At 66.9% G+C, this 17251-nt stretch carries 11 protein-coding genes; 2 read left to right on the top strand and 9 right to left on the bottom strand.

What is annotated here, in order from left to right; genetic code table 11:
* Positions 1-59: 59 nt before the first annotated feature.
* Together AZKH_RS10300 and AZKH_RS10305 are read left to right on the top strand one after the other, a co-directional pair.
* A complete protein-coding gene (locus AZKH_RS10300) occupies positions 60-1430 on the top strand; it encodes a cache domain-containing protein (protein ID WP_015435709.1) in 1371 nt (456 codons plus the stop codon).
* Positions 1430-2068, top strand: a complete 639-nt coding sequence (locus AZKH_RS10305) for a response regulator transcription factor (RefSeq protein ID WP_015435710.1) — start codon at positions 1430-1432, stop codon at positions 2066-2068. Before AZKH_RS10300 ends, AZKH_RS10305 begins: the two co-directional genes overlap by 1 nt.
* Here AZKH_RS10305 and AZKH_RS26285 read toward each other — a convergent pair.
* The 9 genes from AZKH_RS26285 to cheD all read right to left on the bottom strand — a co-directional run bounded on the left by AZKH_RS26285 (position 2043) and on the right by cheD (position 17248).
* Positions 2043-5138, bottom strand: coding sequence for a GAF domain-containing protein (locus AZKH_RS26285; protein WP_015435711.1), 3096 nt, complete (start codon positions 5136-5138; stop codon positions 2043-2045). The two genes, AZKH_RS10305 and AZKH_RS26285, sit on opposite strands and share 26 nt — an antisense overlap.
* Positions 5135-7948 carry an ATP-binding protein gene (locus AZKH_RS26290; protein ID WP_231874508.1) on the bottom strand — a complete coding sequence of 938 codons (2814 nt, stop codon included), beginning with the start codon at positions 7946-7948 and terminating at the stop codon, positions 5135-5137. The genes AZKH_RS26285 and AZKH_RS26290 overlap by 4 nt, the downstream gene beginning before the upstream one ends.
* Positions 7949-8016: 68 nt before the next feature.
* Positions 8017-10125, bottom strand: a complete 2109-nt coding sequence (locus AZKH_RS26295; protein WP_015435713.1) for an ATP-binding protein — start codon at positions 10123-10125, stop codon at positions 8017-8019.
* 5 nt (positions 10126-10130) lie between these two features.
* A complete protein-coding gene (locus tag AZKH_RS26300) occupies positions 10131-12338 on the bottom strand; it encodes a response regulator (protein ID WP_015435714.1) in 2208 nt (735 codons plus the stop codon).
* A 42-nt stretch (positions 12339-12380) separates the two neighbouring features.
* Positions 12381-13499 carry an HD domain-containing phosphohydrolase gene (locus tag AZKH_RS10335; RefSeq protein ID WP_015435715.1) on the bottom strand — a complete coding sequence of 373 codons (1119 nt, stop codon included), beginning with the start codon at positions 13497-13499 and terminating at the stop codon, positions 12381-12383.
* Positions 13500-13502: 3 nt separating this feature from the next.
* Positions 13503-15200, bottom strand: a complete 1698-nt coding sequence (locus AZKH_RS10340; RefSeq protein WP_015435716.1) for a SpoIIE family protein phosphatase — start codon at positions 15198-15200, stop codon at positions 13503-13505.
* Positions 15201-15202: 2 nt separating this feature from the next.
* Positions 15203-15511 carry an STAS domain-containing protein gene (locus AZKH_RS10345; protein ID WP_015435717.1) on the bottom strand — a complete coding sequence of 103 codons (309 nt, stop codon included), beginning with the start codon at positions 15509-15511 and terminating at the stop codon, positions 15203-15205.
* A 36-nt stretch (positions 15512-15547) separates the two neighbouring features.
* Positions 15548-16621, bottom strand: a complete 1074-nt coding sequence (locus AZKH_RS10350; RefSeq protein WP_015435718.1) for a chemotaxis response regulator protein-glutamate methylesterase — start codon at positions 16619-16621, stop codon at positions 15548-15550.
* Positions 16622-16636: 15 nt separating this feature from the next.
* The gene (cheD, locus tag AZKH_RS10355; RefSeq protein WP_015435719.1) at positions 16637-17248 is read right to left on the bottom strand and encodes a chemoreceptor glutamine deamidase CheD; all 612 of its coding nucleotides are present in this window, start codon (positions 17246-17248) and stop codon (positions 16637-16639) included.
* Positions 17249-17251 lie beyond the last annotated feature (3 nt).

Here is a 17251-nt window from a genome sequence, read left to right on the forward strand (position 1 = left end):
AGCCCGCTCCGCGCGTGGGCCGGAACACTACAATCGGGGGCTGGAATGGAGGAAATGCGGTGCGTCTGAAATACAAGGTCATCGTGTTGGCGGTGTTGCCGCTGATTGCGGCGGTGTCGGCGATCGCGATCCTCGTCGCGATGCAGGCGCGCGATCTCGTCGAGCAGCAGGAGGCGGTGCTGAAGGAGGCGATGCTCGCGGCGAAGCGGGCGGAGCTGCAGCACTACGTGCAGCTCGCGCGGACTTCGATCGACCACCTGTATTCGTCCGGGCGCGACGATGACGCGGCGAAGGCCGAGGCGAAGCGCATCCTCAGCGAGATGAATTACGGCGACGACGGCTATTTCTTCGCGTATGACGTCACGGGCCTCAGCCTCGTCCATCCGCGGCAGACCGAACTCGTCGGACGCAACCTGTGGGACAAGAAGGATTCGGAGGGACTGCCCGTCATCCAGCGGTTGATCGAGGTCGCGGCGTCGGGCGACGGATTCTTGCAGTACAAGTGGCGCAAGCCTTCGAGCGACAAGGAGACCGACAAGCTTGGCTACGTCGTGTCGCTGGATCGCTGGGGCTGGGTGTTCGGCACCGGCATCTACCTCGATGACGTCGAGGCGGTGCGCGCGAGGCTGCGCGACCAGATGTCCTCGCGGATCACGGAAACGGTTTTCGGCTTTACGCTGGTCGCGGTCGCCGCGTTGCTGATCGTGTTTGCGGGCGGCATGGCGCTCAACATCAGCGAACACCAGCTCGCCGATCGGCAGCTGAAGGCGCTCGCGCAGCGCATCGTGACCTTGCACGAGGAGGAGCGTGCGCGAGTCGCGCGCGACCTGCACGACGGGCTGAGCCAGCTGCTGGTGTCCGTCAAATACCATCTGGAACTCGCGAAGGAGCGCGCGGTCGCCGGACGCGATGACGTCGCCGAGCAGATCGGCAAGGGGCTCGACGGGCTGGGCGTCGCGATTTCCGAGATCCGCGGCATCTCGCACAACCTGCGGCCCTCGCTGCTCGACAATCTCGGTCTGCCGGCGGCGCTCGGGCAGCTGCTGGACGAGTTCCGCGCGCGCACGGGCATCGCCGTGGATGCCGCGATCGGTCAGGTCGATCTCTCGGCCGACGAGGCGGGGGCGACGACGCTGTACCGGATTGCGCAGGAGGCGCTGACGAACATCGAGCGGCATGCGGGCGCGCAGCATGTGCGCTTCGGGCTCGAAGCGCTCGGCGGCAGGGTGCGGCTCGCGATCGCGGACGACGGTTGCGGCTTCGACACGTCGCGGATCGACCACCCGCGCAGCGGCGGCATCGGACTGCGGAACATGCGCGAGCGGATCGAACACCATGGGGGGCGGCTGGCGGTTGTTTCGACGCCGGGCCGGACCGAACTGACGGTGGAACTGCCGTGTCCGAGCGCGGCCGGGAAAGGAAAGGCGTGATGAGCGAAGGTGGTGGCGCGAAGATCCGGCTGTTTCTCGTCGATGACCATCAACTCGTCCGCGACGGGTTGAGGGCGCGGCTCGGGGATATCGAGGAGTTCGAGATCGTCGGCGAAGCGGCGAGCGGCAAGGAGGCGCTGGCGGCGGTCGAAAGCCTGCGTCCGGACCTGGCCCTGGTCGATGTCGGCCTGCCGGACATGACCGGCATCGAGCTGACCTCCGCGCTCGGGGAGCGCTGTCCGGTGCTGCGGGTGCTGATCCTGAGCATGTACGACAGCCAGGGCTACGTGATGTCGGCGATGCGGGCGGGCGCGCGCGGCTATGTGCTGAAGGATGCGCCCTCGAGCGAGATCATCGCGGCGATCCGGGCGGTGGCGGCGGGCGGCGCCTACTTCAGCAGTGCGTTGACGGCCGCGTTGGCGACTCCTCAGGCAGAAGACAACGCCTTGACGGAACGCGAGCGCGAGGTGCTGATCCTCGTCGCGCAGGGCGACAGCAACAAGCGCATCGCGCAGAAGCTCGACGTCAGCGTGCGCACCGTCGAGACGCATCGCCTGAACCTGCGCCGCAAGCTCGGCATCGAGACGGCGGCAGGGCTGGCAGCTTATGCGCTCAAGCGCGGCTGGATAAAGGGTTGATCGCGCTGCCCTGCAGATAGCTTTTCAGCAGGGCCTGGAAGCGTGCGACATCGAGCGGCTTGGTGAGGTAGTCGTCGAAACCGGCGGCGCGCGCCGATGTGATGTCGTCGGGCATGGCGTTCGCGCTCAGCGCGATCACTGGCGTATCGCGCAGGCCAGGGATCTGCCGCAGGCGGCGTAATGCTTCCATGCCGCAGATGCCGGGGAGGCCGAGATCCATCAGGATGAGGTCGGGGTGGCAGGCGCGTGCGAGCTCGAGGCCGGTCTCGGCGGTGACGGCGTCGATGAGGCGCAGCCGCGGGTGCAGCGCGATGATCTTTTGCACGAGACGCAGGTTGGCGGCGTTGTCCTCGACATAGAGCAGGGTGTGGGTCGCGCCGGCGGCGTCGGGCGAGGCGGCGGTCTCCGGTTCGTGCGCCGCGGCCGGGCTCGCGCAGGCGGCCGGGGTCGGCGTGCAGGGGATCGTGACGCGAAAGACGCTGCCTTCGCCCGGGCGACTGTCGACGGCAATCGTGCCGCCCATCGCCTCGACGAGCCGCTTGCACAGCGCCAGCCCGATGCCGGTGCCCTCGACCTGGCGGCTCGCTTCGCCGTGGCGCTCGAAGGGCTTGAAGAGACGCGGCAGGAACTCGGGGGCGATGCCGATGCCGGTGTCGTGCACGGCGAGATGCACGAGGCCGGGCTCGGTGGTGGCGACGAGCGACACCTCGCCGCCGTCGCGGTTGTACTTGACGGCGTTCGAGAGGAGGTTCAACAGCAGCTGGCGCAGGCGCAGGCGGTCGACGCGCAGCAGACAGTCGGTGGGCACCTCGGCGCCGAGCGCGATGCGGCGCGCCTCGGCGAGCGGGCGCACGAGCGACAGGCATTCCTGCGCGAGCGGGGCGAGCTCGACCGACTCGGGGGCAAGTTCGAGACGGCCGCTTTCGATGCGCGCGAGGTCGAGCACCTCGTTGATCAGCGCGAGCAGGTGCTTGCCTGCGCGCAGGATCTCGTCGAGGCTCTCGCCCTGGTCGGTGGTGAGGGGGGCGGCCGGGTCGGCCTTCAGCAGTTGCGAGAAGCCGAGGATCGCGTTGAGCGGCGTGCGCAGCTCGTGGCTCATGCTGGAGAGGAACTCGCTCTTCGACAGGTTCGCGCGCTCGGCCTCTTCCTTCGCCGCGAGCAGCTCCTCGGTGCGCTGCGCGACGCGCTCTTCGAGTTCCTCGTTGAGCCGTTCCAGTGCTTCTTTTGCTCGCTTGCGCTCGCTGATGTCGCGAACGAAGGAGCAGTTCAGTTCCCTGTTGCCGATCTTGACGTGGCCGGCGACGACTTCGACCGGGATCAGGTGGCCGTCGCGGTGGCGGAGCATCGATTCGAAGCTGATCGAGCCGCGTTTCGTGAGCCGGTCCGAGAAGCGCGACCATCCGTCAGTGCTGTAGCGGACGTCGACGTCAGCGATGCCGCGCTGGAGGAGTTCCGCGCGGTCGTAGCCGAGAAGCTGGCAGGCGGCCGAGTTCACGTCGACGAAGCGCGCGTCGCAGTTGATCCAGAAGAGGCCGTCGGTCGCCGCTTCCAGGCTGAACCGCGTGAGCTGGAGCGCCGTTTCGGTCCTGCTGCGGACGAGTTCGGCGGCCGCGCGTGCGGAAAAGATCCGCATGACGTGTTCGGGGTGCTCGTCGGGGGTGAGCGGGCGACGCCAAAGGGCGGCGATGAGGCCGATCGTATCGCCCGCTTCGTCGCGCAGCGGCACGCCGACGTACGCTTGCGCTTCCATCTCGATGAGATGCAGGTCGTCCGGGAACAGGGTAGCGACGGTGGAGCGATGAATCGAGCAGCCCGTCGCGACCGTGTCCGCACAGGGGGTTCCGGGAAGTTCATAGCGGAAGTTGTTTGCTACGCCATCGGGCGTGACCAGGCCGATCGTCGACACCGTTTCGCCTTCGGCATCGAGTTCGCCGACGAGCGCGAAGTCGGCATCGAGCAGTTTGGCGAGCCGGATGGCCAGGGCTTGGAAGAAGCTCGATCCGGACTCCACGGACAACTCTTCGGCGACGAAGCGAAGTGCGTTTTCGGAATGCTTCCGGTCGTGTTCGCGGGCGATCTTTTCGAGGGCGATGCCGAGGCGCGACGCCAACTCGACCAGCAGGTTCTGCGCGGCTTCGTCGAAGGCGTCGGTCTCGCCCGCATAGAGTGTGAAATTCCCGATGACCTTGCCGTCGCGGACGATCGGCAGCGCGCCGGCAGCTGCCCACCCGTGGCGTCGTGCCTCTTCATGCCATGACGCGGTGCGTTCGTCGGCGAGGAAATCCTGGCACCACACGGGGTGTCCGAGACGGATTGCGGTGCTGGTGGGTGCGCGGCCGAGCGGGGCCGAAGCGGAGATCGGCAGGGGCTCTTGCAGGATCTGCTCTTCGGCCCCGGTGCCGAAGGCCGCGATTGGGTTCAGGATCCCGGTGTCCGGATCGACCAGTCCGACCCATGCGGCTCGCATTCCCCCGAGTTCGACCGCGGCACGGCACACGCGGGGAAAGAGCTCATCTTCGCTGTTGCAGCGGAAGATTTCCTGGTTGCAGCGGTTGAGGGCCGCGTAGATCATCGTGAGCCGTTGCAGCCGGGTTTCGGCGGTAACGCGCTGCGTGATGTCGGTGGCGATTTCGAGGCGCACGATGCGCCCATCCAGCCATTCGATGGCCCTGTCGTAGATGTGATACCAGCGCCCATTGAGCGTATTGCGGAACTCCCAAACGTGAGGTTCGGCGGGGCTGCCGTGCTCGTCGACAAGCCGGGGATTGGTGCAGAACTCGCAAGGCCCCGTCTGTCCGACCTGGATCGCCTGCCAGCACACGCGGCCGACCAGCTTGTCGGTCTGCAAGGCCTCGTGCGTGTAGCGGTTGGCGAAAATGATTTCGTGCGACTGCATGTCGCTGACGTAGATGATCGCCGGCAGGCTGTCGAGAACGCGGAGCAACGTGTCGTCGACGCGACGCGGCAGCAGGATCGGCGACGGTCTCGTCGCGCGCAGCGTGGCCCGCCGGGCACGTGCGGCCCGGGCGCGTTTGGTGGCTGGAGGAGGGTCCCGGTGCGGCGTGCTCATGATTCGGCCTTGTCGAGGAGAGTCTGGAGCATGCCCTGGAATTTGTCCAAGTCGAGGGGCTTCGTGAGGTAGTCGTCGAAGCCCGCGGCCCGGGCGAGCACGATGTCGCTCGGCATCGCGTTGGCACTGACGGCGACCACCGGGGTATCGCGGAATTCGGGTTGTTGCCGCAGCCGTCGCAGCGCTTCCATGCCGCAGATGCCGGGGAGGCCGAGATCCATCAGGATGAGGTCGGGGTGGCAGGCGCGGGCGAGCTCGAGGCCGGTCTCGGCGGTGGCGGCGTCGATGAGGCGCAGCTGCGGGTGCAGGGCGATGATCTTTTGCACGAGGCGCAGGTTGGCGGCGTTGTCTTCGACATAGAGCAGGGTGTGGGTCGCGCCGCCGGCGTCGGACGAGGCGGTGGTCTCCGGTTCGTGCGCCGCGGCGGGGCTCGCGCAGGCGGCCGGGGTCGGCGTGCAGGGGATCGTGACGCGAAAGACGCTGCCTTCGCCCGGGCGGCTGTCGACGGCAATCGTGCCGCCCATCGCCTCGACGAGCCGCTTGCACAGCGCGAGCCCGATGCCGGTGCCCTCGACCTGGCGGCTCGCTTCGCCGTGGCGCTCGAAGGGCTTGAAGAGACGCGGCAGGAACTCGGGGGCGATGCCGATGCCGGTGTCGTGCACGGCGAGATGCACGAGGCCGGGCTCGGTGGTGGCGACGAGCGACACCTCGCCGCCGTCGCGGTTGTACTTGACGGCGTTCGAGAGGAGGTTCAACAGCAGCTGGCGCAGGCGCAGGCGGTCGACGCGCAGCAGACAGTCGGTGGGCACCTCGGCGCCGAGCGCGATGCGGCGCGCCTCGGCGAGCGGGCGCACGAGCGACAGGCATTCCTGCGCGAGCGGGGCGAGCTCGACCGACTCGGGGGCAAGTTCGAGACGGCCGCTTTCGATGCGCGCGAGGTCGAGCACCTCGTTGATCAGCGCGAGCAGGTGCTTGCCTGCGCGCAGGATCTCGTCGAGGCTCTCGCCCTGGTCGGTGGTGAGGGGGGCGGCCGGGTCGGCCTTCAGCAGTTGCGAGAAGCCGAGGATCGCGTTGAGCGGCGTGCGCAGCTCGTGGCTCATGCTGGAGAGGAACTCGCTCTTCGACAGGTTCGCGCGCTCGGCTTCTTCCTTCGCCGCGAGCAACTCCTCGGTGCGCTGCGCGACCCGTTCTTCGAGTTCCTCGTTGAGGCGCAGCAGCTCTTCCTTCGCGCGTCGGCGGTCGCTGATGTCGGCGATGATCCAGATGCTGCCCTCGTGCGGGCGACGAGGATGGATGGCGCTGCCGGTCGCCGCGCCCCAGAACACCGTGCCGTCTTTGCGCTGCATCGGCAGTTCCTCGTTGTAGCACCCGCCTGTGGACAGCGTGCGGTACGACTCCTCGCCGATCGTTTTGAATTGCGCGTCGGACGCGAAGACGACGCGGGTGGATGTGCCGACCAGCTCGCCGGGCTCGTAGCCGAGGATCTCTTCGACGCGCCGGTTGCAGCCGACGATCGTGCGCTGCTTGACCTGGACGATCCCGACCATCGCATTGCGCAGGATCGCCTGGTTCTCGGTCAGCAGGCTGCGCGCGCGCTGCTCCTGGCGCTTGCGCTCGGTGATGTCGCGCGCGAGGAGCAGGAAGCGGACGTCCTTGCCCGGGGGCGTCGGCTTGCGGGAAACGGACAGCTCGAACCACAGCGTCCCGGTCGGCAGATGCACCGGGAATTGTGCGCCCTGCGATTGCCCTTCGAGCTCTGCTTCCTCGAGCGCGGACATGATCGTCGTCGCCGCGCCGGGACGAAGGTGCTCGAAGACGGTCTTGCCGATGAGTTCTTCCGGTTGCGCGGCAAAGGCCGAGTTCCGCGGCGCGTGGTAGGCGTGGTAGCGGCCGTGGATGTCGAGCTCGCACAGGACGTCGGGGATCGCGTCGAGGGTGGACTGCAGTTGCGCCTGTGTGGCGAGGATCTCCGCGGTGCGGTCCTGCACCAGCGTCGCGAGTCCGCGGCGGTGGGCCTTCAGTTCGACGAGGATCATCGCGAGGTAGGCGAGCACCGCCGAAAACGCGAAGCCGAAGGCCGCATTGACCGGAAGCTCGGTCGAATTCGCCCACCCGGCCGCCGGCGCCGCGCTCAGTGTCCAGCGGACGTTGGCGATGTCGATGCTGGCTTCGACCGGCTCCGGGAGCGGTGACGGCGTGGATGCGGCGATCAGCTGGCGTTCGCCGTTGTCGGGATGGGGGCGCCACAGCTGGTATGCGATGCCGTTGTCGGCCAGTGCCTTGAGCTGGGCCGGTTCGAGCACCTCGGGCAGGTGGGTGACAACAGTGACGAAGCCCCAGAATTCCTTCGTTCCGGTCTGCTCGTCGAGGAACACCGGCAGCCTTCCGACGACGCCGCTGCCCCCCTGGACGAGGTTGAAGGGACCGGCGAGGGTCAGCTGGCCCGTGTCCCGCGCGAGCCAGGCTTCGCGGCTTCTTCCGGCATCGTGGAGGATGTCGTGCCCGATGGCGGTACGGTTGCCTTCGAGAGGGACGACCTGTCGGATGACCCCGCCCGGCAAGAGCTGCAACGCGGCGGCGCCCGGGTAGAAGGGCAGCATCTGAGCGGCCAGCGTGTCGAAATCGCGGATCGTGCCGCCGCCCTGGCGCACCAGCGCGGCGAGCGCATACGTCGCCGACATCGAACGTTCGAGCACTTGCCGGACGGCGTGTGCGCGGCTTTCGATCTTTTCCTGGATCGTCGCGCGTTCGCTGCGCTGACGGCTCTCCTCCTGCTTCCAGACGAGCAGGCCGGAGACGGCCGTTGCCATCAGGAAAATCACGGCCGCGACCGCGATCGGGCGGCCTTGCTTTTGTAGATGGGGCGAGAGCAGGTTCTTCACAGCGCCATTATAGGAGCGTGCTCGTGGGCCTCCGCGGGCGCAGTGGAGGCGTCGGGGGGCGTTCCCGGTGGTCGGGTCGAATCTGCGCCCGTCGCGTCGCGGGCGTCCGGCAGGGTGACGGTAAAGGTGCTGCCGTGGCCCGGGTCGCTCACGACATGGATGTCGCCGCCCATCGCCTCGACGAGCCGTTTGCAGACGACGAGCCCGATGCCGCTGCCTTCGATGCTGCCGTTCTGCGCGCCGAGCCGGTTGAAAGGTTCGAAGAGCTGGGCCTGTTGTTCGGGCGCGATGCCTTGGCCGGTGTCGGACACCATGATCCGCAGGTGGCCGTTGGCGTCGAGCTCGCTGTGGACGCGGACGAGGCCGCCTTGCCGGTTGTACTTGATGGCGTTCGACAGCAGGTTCAGCACGATCTGCTTCAAGAACTGATGGTCCGCCTCGACGGCGAGGCCCTGGTCGCCGCTCGACTCGATCTTCACCTCGTTGCGCTGCGCGAGCGGCGAGACCATCCCGATGCAATCGGCAATCAAGTCGCTGCAGGCGATCGTCTCGAGCTGGAGTTCGATGCGTCCGGATTCGATCTTCGACAGATTGAGGATGTCGTTGATCAGGTGGAGCAGGAGGTCGCCAGCCTTCAGGATCTGGTCCACGCTTTCGCGGTGCGTGGGAGCCAGATGGCGGTCCATGGCGATCAGCTGCGCGAAGCCGAGCACCGCGTTCATCGGTGTGCGCAATTCGTGCGACATGCTGGACAGGAATTCCGACTTCGCCCGGTTCGCGCGGTCGGCATCCTCCTTCGCCGCGACCAGCGCGTCGGCGGCCCGCTTGCGCTCGGTGACGTCGAGGCCCACCGACATGACGTATTTCGGCCGTCCGTCCGGCTCCGTCAGGACGCTGTTCGACCAGGCGATCTCGTAGACCCGTCCGTCCTTGGCGACGAGGCTGCCTTCGAAACGGCCGTGATGGCCGCGGGCGACGAGGCGGGCGAAGGATTCGACGGTGCGCGGAATTTCGGCCTCCGGCGCGGCGACGTCCCACAGGCGCTTGCCGAGCACTTCTCCAGCGCTGTAACCCGTGAGCTCTTCACAGGCGCGATTGAAGCGGACGATGTTCCCGACCGGATCGAACACGATCGACAAGGCATTGGTGTTGTCGATCAGGCCGGTGATGAAATTGCGTTCGGTGCTGAGTGCGAGGTTCGCTTCCTTGAGCTTGCGCGCAGCATGGGCATTGCGCCCCCAGAACCAGAAGGCGACGGCGACCAGCGCAGTGATCGCAACACCGCTGGCGAGAAAGAGGTCGGAGAAGGGGCCACGCTGTACCGCCGCATCGTTCGGCCAGATCCGGAACTGCCAGCCGGCGTCGTCGTTGATCACGAACTTGCGCACCTGCGCTTGCGCCCGGCTGGATTGGGGTGGGACGCCGCGGCGGAACACGCTCTCGCCACCCAGCGTCACTTCGAGCCCGAAGCTCAGCGAGTCGATTTCCCGGCTCAAGGGGTCCAGGAGTTCGTCGACGCGAAAGACGGCGACGAGATAGCCGTCGGCTTGCCGGCCGACCGTCAGCGCGCGCGTGATCAGCAGGCCCCGTCCGCCCTGGACCAGATTGATCGGGCCGGTGACGATCGGCGCCGCCGAAGCCCGCGCACGCTCCAGCATCCGGTAGCGGATCGGGTCCCGCGAGTTGTCGAGACCGATGGCCGCTTCGTTGCCGCGCTCGGGCACGACCCACCGTACGCGGCCCTGTGTGTCGACCCACTGCAGCGCCAGGAATCCCTGCAGATCGGCGACATAGTTGGCGGCATCTTGTTCCCACTGCGCGTGTGGCGTGCCGCCAGCAACCTCCCAACGCTTCGCCATCCGTTCGAGGGCGGTGATCCGTTGCTGCAGCGAATCGGCAAAACGTTGGCCGAGTCCGGTGGTTTCCGCGTCCAGGAGGCGGCTTTGGCGCTCTTCGATCAGCAGTTCCAGGCCGTTCCACAGCAGCAGCGTCAGCGCGAGCTGTCCGACGACGACGACGGCTGCGATCCAGCGGCGCGGCGATGTGATCCACCGGACCTTCTGTCGGAACGTGGCCGCGATGTCGAGACTGAGCGATGTCACCATGGCCGTCAGGCGGGTAGAGCGTCGCGGAGGCGCTCGTAGAGGGTGTCGAGGTCGATCGGCTTCGTCAGGTAGGCGTGGAAGCCGGCGTCCCGGGCGTTGCGGATGTCGTGGAGCATCGCGTCGGCCGTCACGGCGATCACGGGAATGTCGCAGGTCTCGGGGATCGACTTCAGGATCCTGACCGCGTCGACGCCGCTGATGCCCGGCAGGCGGACGTCCATCAGGATCAGGTCCGGGCAGTGATGGTGGGCGAAGTCGATGCCTTCTTCGGCGCTCTCGCGGATGTGCAGCACCAGGCCAGGAACGCGGGCGAGGCTGCGCTGCATCAGCAACGCGTTGATCGGGTTGTCCTCGACGTACAGGATGTTCACCGGCCGGCCCGGATCGAGCGTGGCGATGAAGTCGCGCGAAGGCACCTCTTCCGCGTCTTCGATGTCGAGTTCCGGCGTCGGGTCGACGGGGAATTCCGCCCAGAAGGTGCTGCCGACGCCGACGTCGCTGTCGACGCCGATCTCGCCGCCCATGCTTTCCACGAGCCGCTTGGTGATCACGAGTCCGATGCCGGTGCCCTCGATGCCGCTGGAGGCGAATCCGAGCCGGTTGAAGGGCTGGAAGAGCTCGGGCATGCGTTCGACGGGAATGCCGTGGCCGGTGTCGGAGACGCTGACGCGAAGGCGTCCGTCGCGCGTCTCGGCGGTAAGGCGGACTTCGCCCTCGGGCCGGTTGTACTTGATCGCGTTCGAAAGCAGATTGAGCATGACCTGGCGGAACCGCGTTGCGTCGATCATCACGTTCGGCAGGCGTTCGGGCAGTTCGGCGACGACCGCGACCTGGCGCGGCCGGGCGAGCTTTTCCGAGGCTTCGAGCGCGAATTTCAGCAGCGGGGCCGGGTCGGTCGAGTGGATGTCGAGGGTGTTGCCGCCGGACTCGATCTTCGCGAGGTCGAGGATGTCGTCGATGAGCCGCAGCAGGTGCTTGCCGCCGTCGACGATGTATTGCAGGCACTGCTTCTGGTTGTCGTCGAGCGGCGCCTCGGGCGAGTCTAGAAGCTGGCTGAAGCCCATGATCGCGTTGAGCGGCGTGCGCAGCTCGTGGCTCATCGACGACAGGAATTCCGACTTCGCGCGGCTCGCGGTCTCGGCCATCTCCTTCGCCTGGTTCAGTTCCTCCTCGAAGAGCAGCCGTTCCGTGATGTCGCGGATGACGCCGACCGTGCCGATGAACTTGCGCTCGGCCTGACCCGTCTCGCCATACAGCCCCATGCTGTTGACCTCGACGTGCACGAGCGCCGAGCCGATCGTGCACAGCTCGCCGAACACCGAGGCGTGAGTCTTGGTGATCAGGCGCACGCGAAGGCCGACCGTCATCCGTTCCTTGGTGCGGCGTTCGTTGAAGAGCTTGGGCGCGTTGGGCGCGGCGCTGCCGGACAGGCGCGGGAGGACGAGCTCTGCGCTGGCGTTCGGCACGTCCTCGGGGTGGACGAGGGTGCTGAAATGCTGGCCGACGAGCTCGCCCGGGTCATAGCCGAGGCGCGTGATGGCGTCGTTGAGGAAGGTGAAGTTTCCGTTCGCGTCGAGCTTGTAGACGATGTCGGGCACGGCCGCGATCAGCGAGCGGAAGCGTTCCTCGGACGCCGACAGCAGCTCGATGTGGCGCGCGAGCTGGACGTTGGTCTCCTTCAGCTTCTTCTCGCGTTCTTCGAGCTCCTGCGCCTGGACCGACGAATTCAGCAGCGCGATCGAGAAGAAGTCGAACACGCGAGCGCGGTCGGCGACGAGCGGGTAGGTCTTGCCGCCCTGCGTGACGGGCAGGGTGGTGCTCGTCTGCGCGGGGCGGATGGCACCGGCGGCCTTGCGCTGCAGCAGCGTCGAGACCGTCTGGATCAGGACGTTGGGGTTGTAGGGCTTGTTGAGGTAGCCGTCGGCGAGCGCGTTGAGGCCGTTGACCAGCTCCTCGAACTTGTTCGACGCGGTGACGAGGATCACCGGGATGTGCCGCCACGCCGGCGAGCGCTTGACCGCTTCGCACAGCGCGAGGCCGTCCATGACCGGCATCGCGATGTCGGAGAGGATCAGGTCGGGCTGGCCGTTGAGCGCGTCGAGCGCGGCGCGGCCGTTTCCGAAGACTTCCACCTCGTAGCCCGCCTGGACGAGGAGGTGGCGCATGACGGCCGCCTGGGAGGGGCTGTCTTCGACGACGTAGATTCTGGTCACGTTGTTATGTCTCTGCTTGTCGTGGGGGCGGCTTCTTCGCGCTCAATCGTCTGCCGTGGCCGTACATTCTTCCGGCACGTGGATCGCCGTTTCGCCGACCGGTTCGGCATGCTGCTGCATCACGCGCAGCGTTTCCGGCAGCGTGTCGTGGAAGAGCGTCACCAGTTGCGGATCGAGGTGGGAGCCGGCCATGCGGTGGATCTCCGCCAGCGCGTCCTCGACCGGCCAGGCGCGCTTGTAGGGGCGCTCCGAAGTCAGCGCGTCGAAAACGTCGGCGACCGCCGTGACGCGCGCGGCGAGCGGGATGTCGGTGCTGCCGATGCCGTGCGGGTAGCCCGTGCCGTCCCACTTTTCGTGATGGCTCAGGGCGATGTTGCGCGCCATGTTCATCAGTTCCGAGTCGTGGCCGGACAGGATCTCCGCGCCGATCACCGTATGCGTGCGCATGATCTTCCACTCCTCCGCGTCGAGCTTGCCGCGCTTGAGCAGGATCGCGTCGGGGATGCCGATCTTGCCGATGTCGTGCATCGGGCTGGCGTTGAGGATCAGTTCGCAGTCGGATGCGGGGAGTCCCGCATGGCGGGCGAGGTTCGCCGAGATCTTGCTCATGCGCAGGATGTGCAGGCCGGTCTCGTTGTCGCGGTATTCGGCGGCCCGCCCGAGCCGGCGCACGACTTCGAGACGTGTCTCGGTGACTTCGCAGGTGCGCGCGCGCACCGTCTCCTCGAGCGCCTCCTTCTGCTGCTTGAGCCGGCTTTCGAGCACGCGCATCTGCAGCATGTTGCGGATGCGGGAGAGCACTTCTAGGCATTCGAAGGGCTTGGTGATGAAGTCGCGGGCGCCTGAGTCGAGCGCGCGCAGGCGGGTGGGCATGTCGGGCTGGGCGGTGAGGATCAGCACAGGCGGGAGGTTCTCGGGGTCCATGTCGGCGAGCGCGCGCATCACGTCGAAGCCGTCCATGTGCGGCATGCGCAGGTCGAGCAGGATCAGGTCCTGCGGTTCGCGGCACTGGATTGCGAGTGCATTGCGCGGGTCGGTGGTCGAGGTGACGCGAGTGCAGCCTTGCGTCTTGAGGAGCTTTTCGAGCAGCAGGACGTTGGCCGATTCGTCATCGACGATCAGGATCCTGGCATTGGTCAGTTCGGGGGCCCATGCTTTCATGATCTAGTCCTGCAGAGCGTAATCAACGATGGCTTCGTTGCCGCATCCGGCGTAACGAAGCGAACTGGCAAGCCTGCTTGCGAGCGCGATGCCGCGGCCGTGCGGCAGCTCGTTCGTCTGACACGTGCGGGCCGTGTGGCGGGCATGATCGAATCCCTTGCCGCTGTCGGCGATGCGGATCTGGAGAAGGCGCTTGCCGCCCTCGATGAACTGCGAGAACTGGACGTCGATGGCGCCTTGCTGCAGTTCCGCGAGGCGCTGCGAGCGTTCCCGATGGAAGGCTTCGTAACCTTCGGGGCGCTGCTTGAGTGCGGAGTCGAGCCGCAGCAGGCCGTGGTCGATGGCGTTCGTGCAGAGCTCGTTGAGGATCAGCAGCAGTTCGCCGAATTCGTTTGCGCCGAGGCTCAACTGGTTCAGCCACCGCGTCAGCAAGGGCTGGACCGCCTGTTCGCGGATTTCGGCCGCGCCGAAGTGCAGGTGCAGGCTCCAGTTGCTGGCGTTGAATTGCGGCGTCTCGATCGACGGATGCGAGTGGTTGCAGGGTTGGTGCAGCGCGCCGGTGCAGGCGATTGCGGCGAGCGAGAGGTCGTCGTGGTTGTCGCGACCGCCGAGGTGGGCGGTGACGGCATCGACGATCGCCGCGAAGCTGTCGTCGCCGCCATTGTGAGCGATCGCGTCGAGCAGGCGCGTGCGTCCGAAGGGTTCGCCGGCCGGGTTTTCGGCGTCGATGAGGCCGTCCGAGCACAGCAGCATTTCCCCTTGTTCGCTCCAGTGCCAGTTTTCGAGGCAGGGTTCGAACTCGGCATCGGAGAGAATGCCGAGCGGTGGATGGCGCGAGGGCCATTCGTAGGCGACGCCGCGATCGGCACCGACGAACAACACCGTGGGGATGCCGCCGTTCCAGACCTCGATCTGGTGGCGGTAGCGGTCGATGCTCACCGCGGCGGCGGCGACGAAACGGTTTGCCGGCAGCAGGCCATGCAGCTTGTTGTTGATCTCGCGCACGATGCTGCCGATGTCGTAGCCGCGGCGCGTCATCATGTAGAAGGTGTCGATCGCCGGAATCACGCTGATCGCGGCGGCGAGCCCGTGGCCCGTGCTGTCGGCGATCAGCGCGTGGAGCGTGCCGGTGGGCGAGCAGGCCTGGGCGATGACGTCGCCGGAGAGGTGGCGCGCGGGTTTGATCCAGCGTTTCAGCGGGCCGGTGAGGCAGTCGCTGTAGCCGACGATGTGGTCCAGGATGTGCCGCGTGAATTGCTGTTCCTGCTCGTTGTTGTCGCGATACGCGGCCAGCCGTGCGGCATTGTCGGCGATGTGCGCCTGCATGTCGGCGATGCGGCGCATCACCTCGATCTTGGCGCGCAGCATCGCGAGGCTGACGGGCTTGGTGAGGTAGTCGTCGCCGATGCCGAGGCCTTCGAGCTGCTCAGTCTCGCTGCTTTTCGCCGACAGGAAGATGATCGGCAGCCAGCGCGTGCCGCACAGCGCGCGGATCTCGGCCGCCGCGGCGTAGCCGTCCATCACCGGCATCATGACGTCCATGAGCGCCACGTCGGGCAACTGCTCGCGGCAGGCATCGACCGCCTCGCGGCCGTTCGACGCGCACACCGCTTCGTGGCCGAGGGTGCTCACGAAGCGGCTGATCAGGCTGCGGTTGGCCTCGATGTCGTCGACCACGAGGATGCGTAGTCTGGAAGACATGATCAGTCGATCCTGAACATGCGGCCGAAATTCGCGACTTCGAGCACCTGCTTCACCATGCCGCGGGCGCCGGAGAGAACGACCTCGCTGCGCGCGTTGCCGGCGGCCTTCTCGCGCAGCAGGAGCAGCATGCCCAGCGCCGAGCTGTCGAGGTAGTCGACGCGGCTGAGATTGACGACGATCTGGCGAGCGTCCTCAAGGTTGAGCGCTTCTTCCGAGCACTTGCGAAATTCGGCGTGCAGGCTGAAATCGAAGCGCCCGTGGATAGCGAGAATCGCCTGGTTGTCCTGGCGGGTCAGTCTCACGGTCATGGTGTCTCTCTCCTGGCGGTCTTAGTGTTGGGCTTCTTATACGCGGATACTGCGTTGCGCCCCGCGTGCGAAGCGCGACAGCATCCGTCCGGCGATTTCTTCGAGCGGCGCCACTTCCGCAGCGGCGCCGAGGGCGATGGCTTCGCGCGGCATGCCGAAGACGACGCAGCTCGCTTCGTCCTGCGCGATCGTGTGCGCGCCGCGATTGCGCATCTCGAGCAGCCCTGCGGCACCGTCCTTGCCCATGCCGGTCAGGATCACGCCGACCGCGTTGCCGCCGGCGCAATTGGCCGCGGAGCGGAAGAGGGCGTCGACAGACGGCCGGTGGCGGTTCACCGGCAGACCTGCGTTCAGCTCGACCGTGTAGTTGGCGCCGCTGCGGGCGAGGAGCAGGTGCGAGTGGCCGGGGGCGATATAGCAGTGCCCCGGCAGTATCCGCTCGCCATGTTCGGCTTCCTTCACGTGCACGCGGCAGATCGAATCGAGCCGCCGCGCGAAGGTCTGGGTGAAGCCCGGCGGCATGTGCTGGGCGACGAGGATCGCGGGCGCATCCGCCGGCATGCGCATGAGCACGTCGCGCAAGGCTTCGGTGCCGCCCGTCGAGGCGCCCATGATCATCAGTTTTTCGGTTGAGGTGATCGGGTCGGCGACGGCCGGCAGGATCGCGTCCGCAGTGTGGCTCGCCGACACCGCGAGCGCCCGCTTGCGCAGCTTCGCCGTCGCCGCGGCGCGGATCTTGTCGCCGAGTTCGTCGGCATACGCCGACAAGCCGCGTTCGATGTCCATGCGCGGCTTGGCGATGTAATCGACGGCGCCCAGTTCCAGAGCCCGCAGCGTGACCTCCGAGCCGCGCTCGGTCAGCGACGACACCATCACCACCGGCATCGGCCGCAGCCGCATCAGGCGGCCGAGGAACTCGAGGCCGTCCATGCGCGGCATCTCGATGTCGAGCGTGATCACGTCCGGGCTCAGGCGCTTGACCAGGTCGCGCGCGTAGATCGGGTCGGCCGCGGTGCCGACGACCTCGATCCCCGGCTGTGCGGAGAGGATCTCGCGCAGCACCTGGCGCACCAGCGCGGAGTCGTCGACGATCAGGACCTTGATAGTCATCGCAAAACGCGCCGATCAGCTGAAGAGCTCGACATCGCCGCCGAAGCGCGTGCGGGCGAGGCGCGTTTCGTAATCCTCTTCGCGCCGCGCGATGGTGTCGTTGTTGAGGCGCCGCAGCTTCTTCACGAGCACGCGACCGGTCCGGGGGAAGAAGTACACCTTGCGCGGGCAGTCGTCGAGGAGATCGCTCGCCGCGACCTTCAGGCCCTCGAGCTTCATGTATTCGGTCGCGAAGCGCGCGTTGCGTTCGCCGACGTTGGTGACGTTGAAACCCTTGATCACCTTGCCGCCGCCGAAGAGCTTCACCTCGAAGCGCTCCCGGCTCGCACCGCGTTTGACGAGGTCGTTGATCAGCACCTCCATCGCGTAGGTGCCGTAGCACGCGGCCGAGGAGACCGGCGTAGCACCATCGTTGCGTTCGTGCGGCAGCATGAAGTGATTCATGCCGCCGATGCCCAGCAGCGGGTCGCGGATGCAGGCCGACACGCAGGAACCGAGCACGGTGACGATGACGATTTCGCGGTCCGTCGTGTGGTAGTCCCCGGGCAGGATCTTGACCGCATCGATGTTGAAGATCGGGTCGAAATACCGGTTGGGGCCGGGCGGCGTGTCGAAATCGCGTTTCATGAT

Origin of the sequence: Azoarcus sp. KH32C (assembly GCF_000349945.1) — a bacterium.
Lineage (GTDB): Bacteria > Pseudomonadota > Gammaproteobacteria > Burkholderiales > Rhodocyclaceae > Aromatoleum.